This is a genomic window from Streptomyces sp. NPDC058470, from assembly GCF_042721055.1.
Taxonomy (GTDB): domain Bacteria; phylum Actinomycetota; class Actinomycetes; order Streptomycetales; family Streptomycetaceae; genus Streptomyces.
In genome coordinates this window covers 51,935-65,155 of record NZ_JBHXMF010000022.1, presented here as the reverse complement: position 1 = coordinate 65,155, position 13,221 = coordinate 51,935, and the positions used below count along the sequence as shown (strand labels likewise).

Below are 13,221 nucleotides of genomic sequence, written 5' to 3'. Positions count from 1 at the left end.
CGGTGGCCCGGTGGCCCGGTGGCCCGGTGGCCCGGTGGCCCGGTGGCCCGGTGGCCCGGTGGCCGGGCGCGCACCGGTTGCCGACCTCCCAGGTGCCGGTGATTTCCACGTCGACCTGGGGCTCGTTCTCCCACCTGGGCCAGATCTGCATGACGACGGGCCGCCATCTCGTGCACGCCTTGCTCTACGGGGAGTACGTCGAGCGGCTCGCCCTCAAGGTCGACTCGCTCGCCGTCGGCGACCCGAACCGCGCGCAGGTGCACTTCGGGCCGATCATCGGCAGCGCCCAACTCGCCGAGACCCAGGGGCTGGTGAAGTCCAGCACCGCATGCACGAGGGGCTGTTCCACCGACCGACGGTGGTCGCTCGCCGGAGTCGACGACTCGGCCCCCGTACCCGGAGGGGGTCTTCGGGTCGGTCGCGCGGCCCTCGCCCCGGTGGGACCGTACGGCCTCTCCCTGGGGATGGTCACCCAGGACACCGCACGCGGTCTCGACCTCGCCGACTGCATTCCCACCGACATCGCTCGCATCAACGATCAGGCGGTCAGATGGTCAACGACGAGGCCCTCTCGCCCTCCGGTGGCATCGCGGCCGCCGGCGCCCGCCTCGGCGGTGAAGCCAACCTGGAGGCCTTCACCGACGTGCGCTGGACGACCGTGAGCGGCGACGCGGCGCCGTACCCGTTCTGAGCGTGGAAGCGGGGCCTACTGGCCGGCCTGGGCCTGCTGCTCGGCGACGGACTTGCGGACCTCGTCCATGTCCAGCTTGCGGGCCTGGCCGATCACGTCCTCCAGTGCGGCCTGGGGCAGCGCCCCGGGCTGGGAGAAGATCGCGACCTGGTCGCGGACGATCATCAGCGTCGGGATCGACCGGATGTCGAAGGCCGCGGCCAGCTCGGGCTGTGCCTCCGTGTCGACCTTGGCGAACACCAGGTCCGGGTTGGCCTCGGCGGCCTTCTCGTAGACGGGGGCGAACCCACGGCACGGCCCGCACCAGGACGCCCAGAAGTCGATCAGGACGAACTCGTTGTCCTTGACCGTCTGGTCGAAGTTCTCCTTGGTGAGCTCCACGGTGCTGCTCATGCCTGTCTCCCACTTTCTCGAGTCGGTTCGTGCCGGTTCGCACAACGCCGCCTTCCGGTGCCGTATTCCGCGCCGGTACCCGTGTGGCCACGAAGCACACCAAGAACCAGACTGGTCCCATGACGGAAACGGAATCCATCGCGTACGACGTCGTGGTGCTCGGTGCCGGGCCCGTGGGGGAGAACGTCGCGGACCGCGCCCGCGCGGCCGGCCTCTCCGCCGCGATCGTGGAGAGCGAACTGGTCGGCGGCGAGTGTTCCTACTGGGCCTGTATGCCCAGCAAGGCCCTGCTGCGCCCGGCCATCGCCCGCGCCGACGCCCGCCGCGTGCCCGGCCTCGGCCAGGCGGTGCAAGGCCCCCTCGATGCCTCCGCGGTCCTCGCCCATCGCGACTCCTTCACCTCCCACTGGAAGGATGACGGCCAGGTCGGCTGGCTGGACGGCATCGGCGCCGACCTGTACCGCGGTCACGGACGGCTCGCGGGCCCACGCACGGTGACGGTCGAAGGACCGGACGCCGAGCGGCAGGTGCTGACCGCCCGGCACGCGGTCGCCGTGTGCACCGGCACCCGCGCCCTCCTCCCCGACCTGCCGGGACTCGCCCAGGTCAAGCCCTGGACCAGCCGCGAGGCCACCAGCGCGCAGGCCGTGCCCGGCCGGCTCGTCGTGGTCGGCGGCGGTGTGGTCGCCGTCGAGATGGCCACCGCCTGGCAGGCCCTGGGCTCCCAGGTCACGGTCCTGGTCCGCGGCAAGGGCCTGCTGCCCCGCATGGAACCCTTCGCGGGGGAACTGGTGGCCGAATCCCTGCAGGAGGCGGGCGCGGAGGTGCGCACCGGCACCTCGGTGTCCGCGGTGACCCGCGAGGGCTCGACCGTGGTCGTCCTGACGGACACCGGTGACCGCCTTGTGGCCGACGAGATCCTCTTCGCGACCGGCCGGGCGCCCCGCACCGACGACCTTGGCCTCGACACCGTGGGCCTGGAAGCGGGGGCCTGGCTCGACGTGGACGACAGCCTCCGGGTGATCGGCAGCGAGTGGCTGTACGCGGTCGGCGACGTCAACCACCGCGCGCTCCTCACCCACCAGGGCAAGTACCAGGCCCGTATCGCGGGAGCCGCCATCGCCGCCCGGGCGGCCGGCGTACCGCTCCTGGAGTCGGACCCCTGGGGCGCCCATGCCGCCACCGCCGACCACGCGGCCGTCCCCCAGGTCGTCTTCACCGACCCGGAGGCCGCCGCGGTGGGCCTCTCACTGGCCGAGGCCGAACAGGCGGGCCACCGGGTCCGGGCCGTGGACGTGGAGATGTCCGCGGTGGCGGGCGCGGGTCTGTACGCGGACGGTTACCGCGGCCGGGCCCGCATGGTCGTCGACATCAACCGCGAGATCCTCCTCGGCGTCACCTTCGTCGGTCCCGGAGTGGGCGAACTGATCCACTCCGCGACCGTCGCCATCGCCGGCGAGGTCCCCATCGGCCGCCTGTGGCACGCCGTCCCGTCCTACCCGACGGTGAGCGAGGTGTGGCTGCGGCTGCTGGAGGCCTACCGGGACGCGTAGCCGAGCGGGCCGGGTGCCCGCGTCGGGGTACGCGGCCCAGGGAGACGGTGCGGTTCAGCGGATATGTCGAAGCCGAGGGCTGCGGCTGCCTCTTGTGGTGCCGGCTAGCTGTATTGACTCGCAGGGTTGTTGACGCGGCTGCCGGGAGGCCTAACGGGACGCGTAGGCGAGCCGGCCGGGTTCCCCGACGGGATACCCGGTCCAAGGAGACGGCGCGGCTCAGGCAGGGAGGTTGAAGCCGAGGGCCGCGGCCGCCTCCTGCGGTGTCGGCTGCGCCCAGTGCTCGGCCATTGCCTGGTTCGAGGACAGTGAGCGCGTCTCCGCAAGGTCGAGATAGAGCACACCGTCCAGGTGATCCGTCTCGTGCTGGACGATCCGCGCGGGCCAGCCCGTGAACACCTCGTCGACCGTGTGACCCTCCTCGTCCAGTGCGCGCAGCCGCACCTCGGCATGCCGGGGCACCACGGCCTGCCAGCCCGGCACGCTCAGGCAGCCCTCGAAGAACACCGCACGGGCGGCGCCGATCCCCTCGTACGACGGATTGACCAGCACCCGGAACGGCTGCGGCACCCGTCCGCGGACCAGGCGCACCTCCTCGGACACCGGCGCCGGGTCCTCGACGACCGCGAGCCGCAGGGGTACGCCGACCTGTGGCGCCGCGAGGCCGACACCGGGAGCCGCGTGCATCGTCGCGCGCAGGGCGGCGACGAAACGGGCCAGCAGCCCCGCGTCCAACTGGCCGTCGAAGGGCTCGGCGGCCCGGCGCAGCACCGGGTCTCCGGCGGCCACGATCGGCAACGGGCCTTCGTGGGAGAGGAGTTCCTCGACCTGGTCGCTGAGGGAGCGGGAGGCGCTGGGGTCACGTTCGGTTGCCATCGCGCCAGGATGTCAAGCGGTCCGACGCGGAGCGAGTCGGCACGGGGCGAGTCCCCACCTTCTCGAATGTGACGCACGCCACTCGCGGGCCCGGGAACTCCTCGCGCCCGCGCTCCGACTACTGGACCGCCACCGGTGAAGGGAGCCCCACTCCCGGCCCACGGCCCGATTCCGTCCCCTTCCTGACCGGAGAACCCCGCCGATGTCCACCGCTCCCCCGATCACGACGGACGAGTCCCCGCAGTCCGCCACGCCGGCATCCACCCGAAGAGCCTGGTCCTCGCTGCGTCCCCTGGTGCTGCGCCTGCACTTCTACGCAGGAGTGCTCGTCGCCCCCTTCCTGCTGGTCGCCGCGTCCACCGGCTTCCTGTACGCCGCCTCGTACCAGGCCGAGAAGGTCATCTACTCGCACGAGATGACCGTCCCGGTCGGCGACGAGAAGCTGCCGCTGTCCGAGCAGGTGGCCGCAGCCCGCAAGGCCCACCCGGAGGGCACGATCTCGGCGATACGCCCCTCGCCGGAGGCCGCTGCGACGACCCGGGTGATGCTGTCGGGCACTCCGGGCGTCGACGCCGACCACACCCTCGCGGTCTTCGTCGACCCGTACACCGCGAAGGTGCGCGGGGCCCTGGAGCAGTACGGTTCCACCGGCGCGCTCCCGCTGCGCACCTGGATCGACGAGTTCCACCGCAACTTGCACCTTGGCGAGAACGGCCGCCTCTACAGCGAACTCGCCGCGAGCTGGCTCTGGGTGATCGCGAGCGGCGGCCTGGTGCTGTGGTTCGCGCGCCGACGTTCGCAGCGCAAGGTGCGTGGGACCAGCGGGCGCCGCCGCACCCTGGGGCTGCACGGCACCGTCGGCGTCTGGGCGGCGGTCGGATTCATCTTCCTCTCGGCGACCGGCCTGACCTGGTCGACGTATGCCGGGGCGAACATCGACGTCCTCAGGACCTCGCTCGGCCAGGCGACGCCCTCGGTCTCCGCGGCGGCGGGCGGCGAGCACGCCGAACACGAGGCCGCGGCCGCGACGGGCGACGCGGAGGGCGGAGCGGGTATCGACGAGATCCTCGCCGCGGCCCGCGCCAAGGGCCTCGGCGACCCGGTCGAGATCACCCCGCCCGCCGACGCCTCTTCCGCCTACGTCGTCAAGCAGGTCCAGCGCAGCTGGCCCGAGAAGCAGGACGCGGTGGCCGTCGACCCGACGACCGCCGAGGTCACCGACGAACTCCGCTTCGCGGACTACCCGGTGCTCGCCAAGCTCACCCGCTGGGGCATCGACGCCCACATGGGCGTCCTCTTCGGCCTGGCCAACCAGATCGTGCTGATGGCCCTCGCGGCTGCGCTGATCCTTCTGATCGTCCTGGGCTACCGCATGTGGTGGCTGCGCGGACGCGCCTCCGCGTTCGGCCGCCCCATCCCGCGCGGCGCCTGGCAGCAGGTCCCGCCGCAGATCCTGGTCCCGACCATGGCGGCCATCGCCGTGCTCGGCTACTTCGTGCCGCTGTTCGGCATCCCGCTGGCGGTGTTCATCGCCGTCGACGTGCTGCTCGGCGAGATCGCGCACCGGAGGGGGAAGCGCGCGTACGTCGCTGAAAACCCTTAGCCCGTCCGGCGTTTGAGGACGAGAGCGTGCAGCGCGATACGGGGTCTGGGGGCGAAGCGCCGGGGGACGGGAAGGGGCAGGGGGGTTTTTGTGTCCGCTGCGCGGCGGGGCTTTGGGGGGGGGGGGGGCCGCGGGGGGGGGGGGGGGGGGGGGGGGGGGGGGCGGGCCCGAAAGCCCGTCGACCCCAGCCACCACCGGTCCGTTGCTCTGCGTCAGCCATCCCCCTGGCCCTCGCCGAGAATGCACGCGAAAAGGCCGGTCACCGCGGTGACCGGCCTTTTCGCCGCAGGGCTGTTACACCCGCTCGAAGTCGCCCACGAGCGCCGAGGCGATCCGCAGGTGCGGCTCCGCCTCGTCGGCCCGCCCCTGACGCTGAAGCGTGCGCCCCAGCATCAGCCGGGCGTAGTGCTCGACCGGGTCGAGCTCCACGAGTACGCGCAACTCGGCCTCGGCGCGCCACAGTTGGGCCGAGTGGTAGTACGAGCGGGCCAGCAGCAGCCGGGGCCCGACCAGTTCCGGCGCCTCCTCGACCAGGCCACCCAGAACCCGCGCCGCCCCGGTGTAGTCCCTGGCGTCGAAGAACATCCGCGCCCGCTCCCAGCGCTCCGCGGCCGTCCCGTGGTCGTAGTACATCGTGTCCACCGCTGACCTCCTTCGACGGCCTCAACAGGCGCAGGTGGTTGAATATTCCACTACTGCAAGGTGGTGGGATTACGCGTCTGCGAGCTCCGCGTTGGCCCGCTCGGTGAGCAGAGTGAGTACGCGACCGGCGGTCGCCAGGTCCTCGGCCGGGATGCCCGCGTACAGCCGGGCCGAGACCTCGCGTAGGCCTGGCTGGATCCGGTCGAAGAGCTCCTGGCCGCTGTCCGTGAAGGACACCTGCCCCGAGCTCGACTCCTCCAGCAGCTTCAGAGCTGTCAACTCGTCGAGGATCTCCCGGGCCGCCGACTCCTCGATCTTCAGTGACCCGGTCAGGCGGCTGATGATCCAGTCGTCCTCGACGGTGCCGCCCTGGCTCGAGACGGCATTGAGGGTCACCGACTGGTGGAACGTGGTTCCGGTGCGGGCCAGTACCGTCTCCAGTACTGCCCGGGCTGCGTAGTGGGCCAGGGCTATGACCTGGCCGTTGGCCGGTGGAGTGGCAGTGGTCATGAGTGCTCCTTCTCGGAAAGTACTTGCTTGGGGTGTTCCTGTTCGGGGCGTTCCTTCTGTGGGTGTTCCCGCTCGGAACGTGGATCGAGTGGTACGTCGAGCAGCGCCGCCAACTCACGGCTGAACGCCCGTGTGCGCTCGCCGTGGAACCCGCCGAGGGGTTCGAGGAGCTGGTCCAGAAGGTCGTGAACCACCCCGATGGCGCGGCGCGTGACCTCGCGTCCCTCCTCCGTGAGTGACAGCTGCACCGCCCGGGGGTCGGCCGGATCCCGTGTCCGGTCGACGATCCCGGCCGTCTCCAGGGCGCGGGCGAGCTTCGAGACGTAGAGCGCTTCGAGTCCGGTGTGGTCGGCGAGCGCACGCTGGCTCGGCCGGCGGCCACCCCTGTGCATGCCGTACAGCGATGCCACCAGCGAGTACTGCGCGTGGGTCAGACCCAGCGGCGCGACCGCCCGGTCGACGGCCACCCGCCACTTCATCGACAGACGCCAGACGAGGAAGCCGGGCGTCGCGTTCTCAGGTACCGAACTCATGCAAGAAACCGTACATGGCTACTATATCCATGGCTACTATTTTGAGGTCGGTCCGACCAACGGTGTACGCGTCCGAGGCCCCGGACCTAGGCGCCGGACCTAGGTCCTCTGCCCGGATCTGCGCCGAGTGCCCCTCAATGGGCGGGTCGATGGCCTGACGTCGGGTCCCCGGCGCGGCTAGGTTGTGGGCCATGAGCAATCTTGATCGCGAGGCAGTGCCCGCCCTGTGCGGTGGCCGCGGTTTTGTGGTGGCCGAACCGGTGCGCGAACTCCTCAGCCCCCGCAAGGTCAAGCTCGGCGAGTCCACCGAGGTCCGCCGCCTGCTGCCCAACCTGGGCCGCCGCATGGTCGGCGCGTGGTGCTTCGTCGATCATTACGGGCCCGACGACGTCGCCGAGGAGCCCGGCATGCAGGTCCCGCCGCACCCGCACCTGGGCCTGCAGACCGTCAGCTGGCTGCACGAGGGCGAGGTGCTGCACCGCGACTCCACGGGCAGCCTGCAGACCATCAGGCCGCGCGAACTGGGCCTCATGACCTCCGGCCGGGCCATCAGTCACTCCGAGGAGAGTCCCAAGTCGCACGCCCGCTTCCTGCACGGTGCGCAGCTCTGGGTCGCCCTGCCGGACAGCCACCGCCACGCCGACCCGCGCTTCGAGCACCACGCCGACCTGCCTCTCGTCACGGCTCCCGGCCTCCGTGCCACGCTCATCCTGGGTACGGTCGACGGCACGGCCTCACCGGGCACGACGTACACCCCGATCGTCGGCGCCGACCTGGCCCTCGCGAGCGGTGCCGACGTACGCCTGCCCCTGGAGCCCGACTTCGAGTACGCCGTACTGGCCATGTCCGGAGAGGCCCACGTCGACGGCGTACCGGTACTTCCCGGCTCGATGCTCTACCTCGGCTGCGGCCGCACCGAACTCCCGCTGCGCGCCGAGTCCGACGCGGCCCTCATGCTCCTCGGCGGCGAACCGTTCGAGGAGGAGCTGATCATGTGGTGGAACTTCATCGGACGGTCCAACGAGGACATCGCACAGGCCCGTTCGGACTGGATGGCGGGCTCGCGGTTCGGTGAGGTGGTGGGGTACGACGGTGCGCCACTGCCTGCTCCCGAACTTCCGCCGGTGCCGCTGAAACCGCGTGGAAGGGTGCGCTGACCCAGGGTTCAGCCCTGGTGCAGGCCTCTCGCGGGAGGCGGCGTCCCTGCTCGACACCCCTCATCCCGAGGAGGAGACCGCTCCTGAGGAATCCCTCGACGGACAACCTGCGTTCTCATGTCTGGCCAACTGCAGGCGGGTCAGCCTCACGCTGACTCAATGTCGCCGGTCGTGTTCACGCTCCACGTACGCGGGAATTTGCGGCAGCCCATCGTTGTCGCCCAATGGTGATCGACCGGTGAACCTCCAGCGCGAAGGATCCAGGAGGGTGATGGGGGAGTCCAGCGGCTGGACCAGCTGGGCCCTCATCCGACTTCTGCCCACTCGCTCCGTCACGTCCGTGACACGCCACCCGGCCTGGCGGGCCAGTACTGCAGCCACCGAGACAGCGTCGCCTGCACGGTCGGAATTTCAGATGAGCCGATGATGCGGTGCACGGAATCCTTCGAGGGACTGCCCGGCAAAGTATCGTCCGCCGCGACCCGCAGCGGCGATGCGCTCCACGCCGGGGGCACCCGCGGCAAAGTGCAACCGGTAGCGCAGATCCGTCAGGTCGGCCAGGGGTCCCGGCGTGACGCATGGCTGGTCGATGCGCCGTTGGCTGCCACGCTGCGCCCTGGGCTCATCTTGACTCGTCTCAGCATCGTGACCCACCAACTCCCTGTGAAACGACAGTACTTGACACATGTGTCCCAGTCCGCTTCGGATCATCGCAACTCATCGGCGACTGTTTGGCGGACCTCGCGGTGGTCATCCCGGGCCACAGGCCGCTGCAGGTCTCCGCCCTCAGCCGGCAGTCACAGGTCAAGCCCTGTCCTCACGCGAAGGAACGGGGAGCAGTAGTGCCCCGGCGCCGTGCGAGGAGTTGCTCCAGCCCTTGGGCACCGCCGAGTGCCTCGGGGGTCAGGGCGTTGTTGGCCACGGCTGCGACGCCGCAGGTCGGTTCCGTAGGCGTCGTCGGCGACCAGGCCCGCGAGGTGGATGTGTCCGCCGAGCCGGGCGGCGGTGACCGCCTGGTTGGCGCCCTTGCCACCCGGCGAACGTTCGACGGACCTCCCTGCAGCCGCGGAAGGGACACCACGAGATCGAGGTTCAGGCCACGATCACGATCATGACCACGTCAGCCACGGGACTTGCCGCCCTTGGCGCAGACGTCGCCGGAGGCGGCCTCGCCCGTTTCTTCCTGCTCGTACGCTGTGACGAGGTCGTCGGCGAGGGCGACGAGCGAGGTGCCGGCCAGATGCGGCAGACAGTGGCCGCGCACCTGGTCGACCTTCTCCCGTCACCGGTGCCGTAGGCCATCTTCTTCAGCCGCTCACCCTCGGCGGCGGTCAGCAGCACGGGGCGGGCGCAGGCTATACACCTGGCAGAAGGAACGGCCGATCTCGCGAAGTGAATCACTGACGGTTGGGCAGCCTGCCGCGCCGCGGTGGCGTCGCAGGCTCGCCCAACAATGCCCTGGACTGCGCCTGCGGCCTGCACCATGACGGGCCGGCCCTGCGGTCCGAGTCGTGTGCGGGGTGCAGGCTACGGGCGGTCAGGCGCTCCCGGCCGTCTGCTTTCCCTGCAGTTCCTCCTGGTCGGCCAGCAGCCCGTCGAGGACGTTCAGGGCGCGCCAGGTCCGGGTCATCCCGAAGGTCGCGGTGGCTCGGACGGCGGCGCGGACCTCATAGGGCGTCGCCCCTGCTCGCAGCGCGCGGCCGATGTGGACGCGGAAGCTCTCCTGGAGGGTCTGGTAGAGGACGTCCACCGTCATCGTGGCGAACGTCCTCTCGCGGAGGCTGATCCGGGACATGTCGGCGCGCATCCGTGACTGCAGGTCCATGTAGTCGGCGAAGCCCGGGTCGAGGGCGCGCACCTCAGCGCGCGTCGGCGCAGGGATAGGACTGCCCGTACCGTCCGCGTTCACTGGGTGGCCCTGGCCGGTCGGGCCGGGCAGGCCGTGTTTGCGCTCGATCTCAGCCAGCCGCTCCAGCGCGGCCAGCGCCGCCGGATAGCCGCTGTCGTAGGAGATGAAGCGGAGCAGCTCGCGCAGGTCGTCGGCGTCGAGGCCGTTGTCCAGGGCGGCCCGCACGTGCAACTCGTAGGGCATCCCGAGGATCTGTTCGCAGACGTCGGCAACGAGGCTGAGCAGGATCCGCTCCCGCGGCGTCAGTTCCTCTCCTTCCCCGGCGAGTTGGAAGCTCGCGGCGGCCATCTCCGCGAACACCGGGTCCAGTTCCTTGACTGTGGCCTGGGTGGGCAGCGTCATGGTGCATCCCCTTAAGTTAACGGCTGTAGGGCTACGACTGTAGCCCTAAGGACTGTCCCATTACAATGCCGGATCATGGATGCCAGCACGCCGGCCCGAAAAACCGCCCGCGCCGCGCCGCGCGGCCGTAACCCGCGCGGCCAGGGTGAGCGGCTGCGCGCCGAGATCGTCGATGCGGCGCTGCGGCTGCTCGACGAACTCGCCGACGACCAGGCACTGTCGCTGCGCGCGGTCGCCCGCGAGGTGGGCATCGCGGCAACCTCCGTCTACATCCACTTCGCCGACCGCGACGCGCTGGTACTGGCCGCGCTGGAGCAGTGCCATGCGGGCCTGCTGCGCGCGGTGGACGACGCGGAGTCGGGCGCCGCCGACCCGGTGGCCGCGTTGCGCGCCCGTACAGCGCTGCTCGGCGCGTGGTCCCGCGAACACCCGGGGCTGTACAAGGTGCTGCACGAGAGCACCCTCAACCGGCGCACGGACATGTCCTTCAGAAGTGAGATGGCCGAGCGCACGACCGCGACGATCCGCCGCTGCATGGACGCCGGGCTGGCACCCCGCGACGACGCGGAGACCGTCTCCCTGGACCTGCGCACGGCCGTCCACGGCGCAGTCTCGACACGCGTCAACCAGCCCGAGCTGCCCTGGCCCCCACTGGAGGAACAGGTGGACCGGTTCCTGGTGAAACTGGTCGGCGTCCCGCCCGCTTAGAAGTGACGGTGGCGGGGTGCGCGGCGAAATGGCTCGGTGCTGTGCCACGGGTGACCGATCCAGGCAGGCCTGGCTCCGCGCTCCGGACCCGGCGCAGGTCTTGATCGCGTCCTGGGCGAGCCGCTGGCGTAAGGCGGAGGCCGGGGCCGGAGATGCAGCGTGCGGTGAGCTTCCGCAGCCAGTTTCGGGACGAGGCTTCTGACCGGGCCAGACAGCGAAACGCTGCTGGAGTCAGTACTCCGGCCGTAGATCGTGATCTCCATGCCCGCGCGGCTTATCACTGGCAGCGGCAGGCCCGGGCCAGCCGCTGCCAGTGGGGCGGGTCATGGATGGGCGGGCGGCGAAGGGTGTTTTCCCGGCCTTGGCATCCAACTCGGCGCCCGGGTGCTCGCCGAGATCGGAGACGACCGACAACGGTTCCCTGACGCGCGCGGTCTGAAGGCATACGCCGGCGCCTCACCCATCCGCCGTGAGCAGGGCCGAAGCCGGGACGCAGCACCGGATACACAGAACTCGCGGGGTTGTTCCGCCGGGCGGTGGTGGACGTCAACGAGGAACGTTTGCTTCGTGAACTGACCCCGGCGGGCGGCCCGTGTCTCCCGCCCGAAGTCCAGCTCCAGGCGGGGTCGGCAATGAACTACCTGATCGCCCCCGCGCAGCGCGACGGCGACCTCCGAACCGATGTCACGATGGGCGACGTGGAATTGCTGCTGACCCACGCGCCCACCGCCCAAACACCTCTGTGGAAGTGGCGCTGCGCCGTCAGGTGGTTTTGACGGCGAGGAGGATTCCCACGCTGATGAGCCAGAGGTTGGTGCTGACGAGGAACACCCTCTCGAACAGGCCGAAGACCTTTCGCAGGCGGGGGAGCAGCGTCACGACCAGGAGGACGAGCGACACCAGGGCGATCTCGCGGAGAGTGGACAGGAGTCCGTGCGCGGACTGCCAGGGCGCCAGCGGTTCCAGCCGGGATGTCATCCCGGAAATCGCCGCGTAGGTGAACGCGAACGCGGCGATGGCGAAAAGGTAGTGCAGGCGACCGGTGTTGGTGAGTTTCTCGCCTTCCAGGTCAGTGGGGAAGAGGGCCATGCCCAGACGCATGAGCGGAACCAGGTAGAGGAAGACGAGCTGGCTCACCGCGAGCGGCGGGGCACCCGGCTCAAGGGTGAGGCCGACCGCCAGGAATGCGACGCCCAGCGAGGAGACCAGCAGCCCGAGGCGGAACAGCGAACCGTACTGGCCCACGGCGTAGTCACTGACTGCGTGCCGGACGGGATGGTAGCCGGTGGGCAGCACGTGCAGAGCTACGAAGATTCCCAGATACCCGACTAGCCCGAGGAGTCCGAGAATCGAGAAAGCGAATGCGGTAGCCGTCATTCCGTCATCGTTTCACGCCACGCCTTGGACTTCGTGCAGGGCCAGGTCGGTTGATCGGGTGGAGAAGGAATGACGACCTCTGGCGGGATCGTCGGCAAGGGATCGACTGATCGCCGGGATTGCTCACCAACCCTGGCCGCTACGTCGCCGGGCGCGCTCCTCGGCACCGTGCACAGTGTTCGCCTTCGTATCCGCCCCTCACCATCCCAAAGTGCCACACCTCAAGGATGGCTGTTGCCCCTTCAGATCACGCGCGGAAGCTCGCAGCAGTGCGAGGTACAGCCGTTGGCCGCCCACTCGTAGGCGGTGGCGTCGGCGTACACCGGAAGGTGGACTGGTCGGTGCGGCCCACGATGCACAGTCCTGAGGAGACGCTGCCCGTCATGCGATGCCGGCACGTGTGTCCGGTTCTACGCGGCCGGTGCCGGCATGGCAAGCGGTGCACGAACCTGTGTACCAGGCTGAGCATCTTCATGTGTTACGCCGACGCACACTGAAGGAGGTGGGGCAGCATGCCGCTGCGGGTCGACAGGACGTCGGAGAGCAGGGCCTGGGCTCGTCCTGTGAGTGTCGGCACGGTCAGGTACGCGGACCAGCAACCGGCGGCATCCCATCCGGTCGGGCCCATGCACCAGCCCTCCCGGTCGGTGATCGACAGCCCGGGCCGCAGAGGTTGGTTAGCCGAGGTCGCCGTGGGCGCAGGCCCAGTTGGTGATCGTGGTGTCGATGTCCTTCCCGTAGACCGCGTCGATTGGTCGGGTCAGGCGGCCCTGGCCCATGGACACTCGGTCCGTGGAGTGCTCCGCGAGGTTTGGTGAGCGCGGTCCGCGGGCCGATGTCCGGCGGTGTCGTTGTGCTTGCTGAAGTGGCCGTCCTCGCAAGTGAGTTGACGTCCGAGCCGCCTCGGGAGCCTGGAGGGGGCGGCCT

At 70.2% G+C, this 13,221-nt stretch carries 16 protein-coding genes and 2 pseudogenes; 9 read left to right on the top strand and 9 right to left on the bottom strand.

Annotated features, from left to right (window positions below):
- Nucleotides 1-149: 149 nt before the first annotated feature.
- Together ACFWP7_RS18235 and ACFWP7_RS18230 are read left to right on the top strand one after the other, a co-directional pair.
- Nucleotides 150-266: pseudogene (locus ACFWP7_RS18235) on the top strand (hypothetical protein); the annotation flags it as partial.
- Nucleotides 267-550: 284 nt separating this feature from the next.
- A complete protein-coding gene (locus ACFWP7_RS18230) occupies nucleotides 551-691 on the top strand; it encodes a hypothetical protein (protein WP_384382590.1) in 141 nt (46 codons plus the stop codon).
- 15 nt (nucleotides 692-706) lie between these two features.
- On the opposite strand, the gene trxA is transcribed toward ACFWP7_RS18230, so the two are convergent.
- Complete coding sequence (trxA, locus tag ACFWP7_RS18225) at nucleotides 707-1,084, bottom strand: thioredoxin (protein WP_384382540.1); 378 nt, start codon at nucleotides 1,082-1,084, stop codon at nucleotides 707-709.
- 119 nt (nucleotides 1,085-1,203) lie between these two features.
- Here trxA and ACFWP7_RS18220 point away from each other — a divergent pair, with 119 nt between their 5' ends.
- Entirely contained in the window at nucleotides 1,204-2,637 is a 1,434-nt protein-coding gene (locus ACFWP7_RS18220) for a dihydrolipoyl dehydrogenase family protein (protein WP_384382539.1), read from the top strand.
- Between the two features lie 219 nt (nucleotides 2,638-2,856).
- Here the strand turns inward: ACFWP7_RS18220 and ACFWP7_RS18215 are convergent, their stop codons facing one another.
- Nucleotides 2,857-3,513, bottom strand: a complete 657-nt coding sequence (locus ACFWP7_RS18215; protein ID WP_384382538.1) for a peptide deformylase — start codon at nucleotides 3,511-3,513, stop codon at nucleotides 2,857-2,859.
- Nucleotides 3,514-3,715: 202 nt separating this feature from the next.
- On the opposite strand from ACFWP7_RS18215, the gene ACFWP7_RS18210 reads away from it, so the two are divergent.
- Nucleotides 3,716-5,116: a PepSY-associated TM helix domain-containing protein gene (locus ACFWP7_RS18210; RefSeq protein WP_384382537.1), complete on the top strand. Its 1,401-nt coding sequence runs from the start codon at nucleotides 3,716-3,718 to the stop codon at nucleotides 5,114-5,116.
- A gap of 294 nt (nucleotides 5,117-5,410) precedes the next feature.
- On the opposite strand, the gene ACFWP7_RS18205 is transcribed toward ACFWP7_RS18210, so the two are convergent.
- The 3 genes from ACFWP7_RS18205 to ACFWP7_RS18195 all read right to left on the bottom strand — a co-directional run bounded on the left by ACFWP7_RS18205 (nucleotide 5,411) and on the right by ACFWP7_RS18195 (nucleotide 6,801).
- Entirely contained in the window at nucleotides 5,411-5,758 is a 348-nt protein-coding gene (locus ACFWP7_RS18205) for a tetratricopeptide repeat protein (RefSeq protein ID WP_384382536.1), read from the bottom strand.
- Between the two features lie 69 nt (nucleotides 5,759-5,827).
- A complete protein-coding gene (locus tag ACFWP7_RS18200; protein ID WP_384382535.1) occupies nucleotides 5,828-6,268 on the bottom strand; it encodes a MarR family winged helix-turn-helix transcriptional regulator in 441 nt (146 codons plus the stop codon).
- Complete coding sequence (locus ACFWP7_RS18195) at nucleotides 6,265-6,801, bottom strand: MarR family winged helix-turn-helix transcriptional regulator (protein ID WP_384382534.1); 537 nt, start codon at nucleotides 6,799-6,801, stop codon at nucleotides 6,265-6,267. Before ACFWP7_RS18195 ends, ACFWP7_RS18200 begins: the two co-directional genes overlap by 4 nt.
- Before the next feature lie 191 nt (nucleotides 6,802-6,992).
- Here ACFWP7_RS18195 and ACFWP7_RS18190 point away from each other — a divergent pair, with 191 nt between their 5' ends.
- On the top strand, nucleotides 6,993-7,958 hold the full coding sequence (locus ACFWP7_RS18190; protein WP_384382533.1) for a pirin family protein: 966 nt from the start codon (nucleotides 6,993-6,995) through the stop codon (nucleotides 7,956-7,958).
- Between the two features lie 938 nt (nucleotides 7,959-8,896).
- Here the strand turns inward: ACFWP7_RS18190 and ACFWP7_RS18185 are convergent.
- Nucleotides 8,897-9,010 (bottom strand): annotated as a pseudogene (locus tag ACFWP7_RS18185) (PfkB family carbohydrate kinase); the annotation flags it as partial.
- Between the two features lie 59 nt (nucleotides 9,011-9,069).
- Between ACFWP7_RS18185 and ACFWP7_RS18180 the strand changes: the two are divergent.
- On the top strand, nucleotides 9,070-9,255 hold the full coding sequence (locus ACFWP7_RS18180) for a hypothetical protein (RefSeq protein WP_384382532.1): 186 nt from the start codon (nucleotides 9,070-9,072) through the stop codon (nucleotides 9,253-9,255).
- Between the two features lie 240 nt (nucleotides 9,256-9,495).
- Here the strand turns inward: ACFWP7_RS18180 and ACFWP7_RS18175 are convergent, their stop codons facing one another.
- Complete coding sequence (locus ACFWP7_RS18175; protein ID WP_384382531.1) at nucleotides 9,496-10,209, bottom strand: carboxymuconolactone decarboxylase family protein; 714 nt, start codon at nucleotides 10,207-10,209, stop codon at nucleotides 9,496-9,498.
- Nucleotides 10,210-10,284: 75 nt separating this feature from the next.
- Between ACFWP7_RS18175 and ACFWP7_RS18170 the strand changes: the two genes are divergently transcribed.
- The 3 genes from ACFWP7_RS18170 (at nucleotide 10,285) to ACFWP7_RS18160 (ending at nucleotide 11,693) form a co-directional block, all read left to right on the top strand.
- The gene (locus tag ACFWP7_RS18170) at nucleotides 10,285-10,917 is read left to right on the top strand and encodes a TetR/AcrR family transcriptional regulator (RefSeq protein WP_384382530.1); all 633 of its coding nucleotides are present in this window, start codon (nucleotides 10,285-10,287) and stop codon (nucleotides 10,915-10,917) included.
- Between the two features lie 261 nt (nucleotides 10,918-11,178).
- Complete coding sequence (locus ACFWP7_RS18165) at nucleotides 11,179-11,493, top strand: transposase (RefSeq protein WP_384382529.1); 315 nt, start codon at nucleotides 11,179-11,181, stop codon at nucleotides 11,491-11,493.
- Nucleotides 11,454-11,693 carry a hypothetical protein gene (locus ACFWP7_RS18160; protein WP_384382589.1) on the top strand — a complete coding sequence of 80 codons (240 nt, stop codon included), beginning with the start codon at nucleotides 11,454-11,456 and terminating at the stop codon, nucleotides 11,691-11,693. The genes ACFWP7_RS18165 and ACFWP7_RS18160 overlap by 40 nt, the downstream gene beginning before the upstream one ends.
- Here the strand turns inward: ACFWP7_RS18160 and ACFWP7_RS18155 are convergent.
- Together ACFWP7_RS18155 and ACFWP7_RS18150 are read right to left on the bottom strand one after the other, a co-directional pair.
- Nucleotides 11,680-12,294, bottom strand: a complete 615-nt coding sequence (locus tag ACFWP7_RS18155; protein ID WP_384382528.1) for a DUF998 domain-containing protein — start codon at nucleotides 12,292-12,294, stop codon at nucleotides 11,680-11,682. The genes ACFWP7_RS18160 and ACFWP7_RS18155 overlap by 14 nt on opposite strands.
- A gap of 478 nt (nucleotides 12,295-12,772) precedes the next feature.
- Nucleotides 12,773-12,922 (bottom strand): hypothetical protein, encoded by a 150-nt coding sequence (locus ACFWP7_RS18150; RefSeq protein ID WP_384382527.1) that lies wholly within the window; start codon nucleotides 12,920-12,922, stop codon nucleotides 12,773-12,775.
- Nucleotides 12,923-13,221 lie beyond the last annotated feature (299 nt).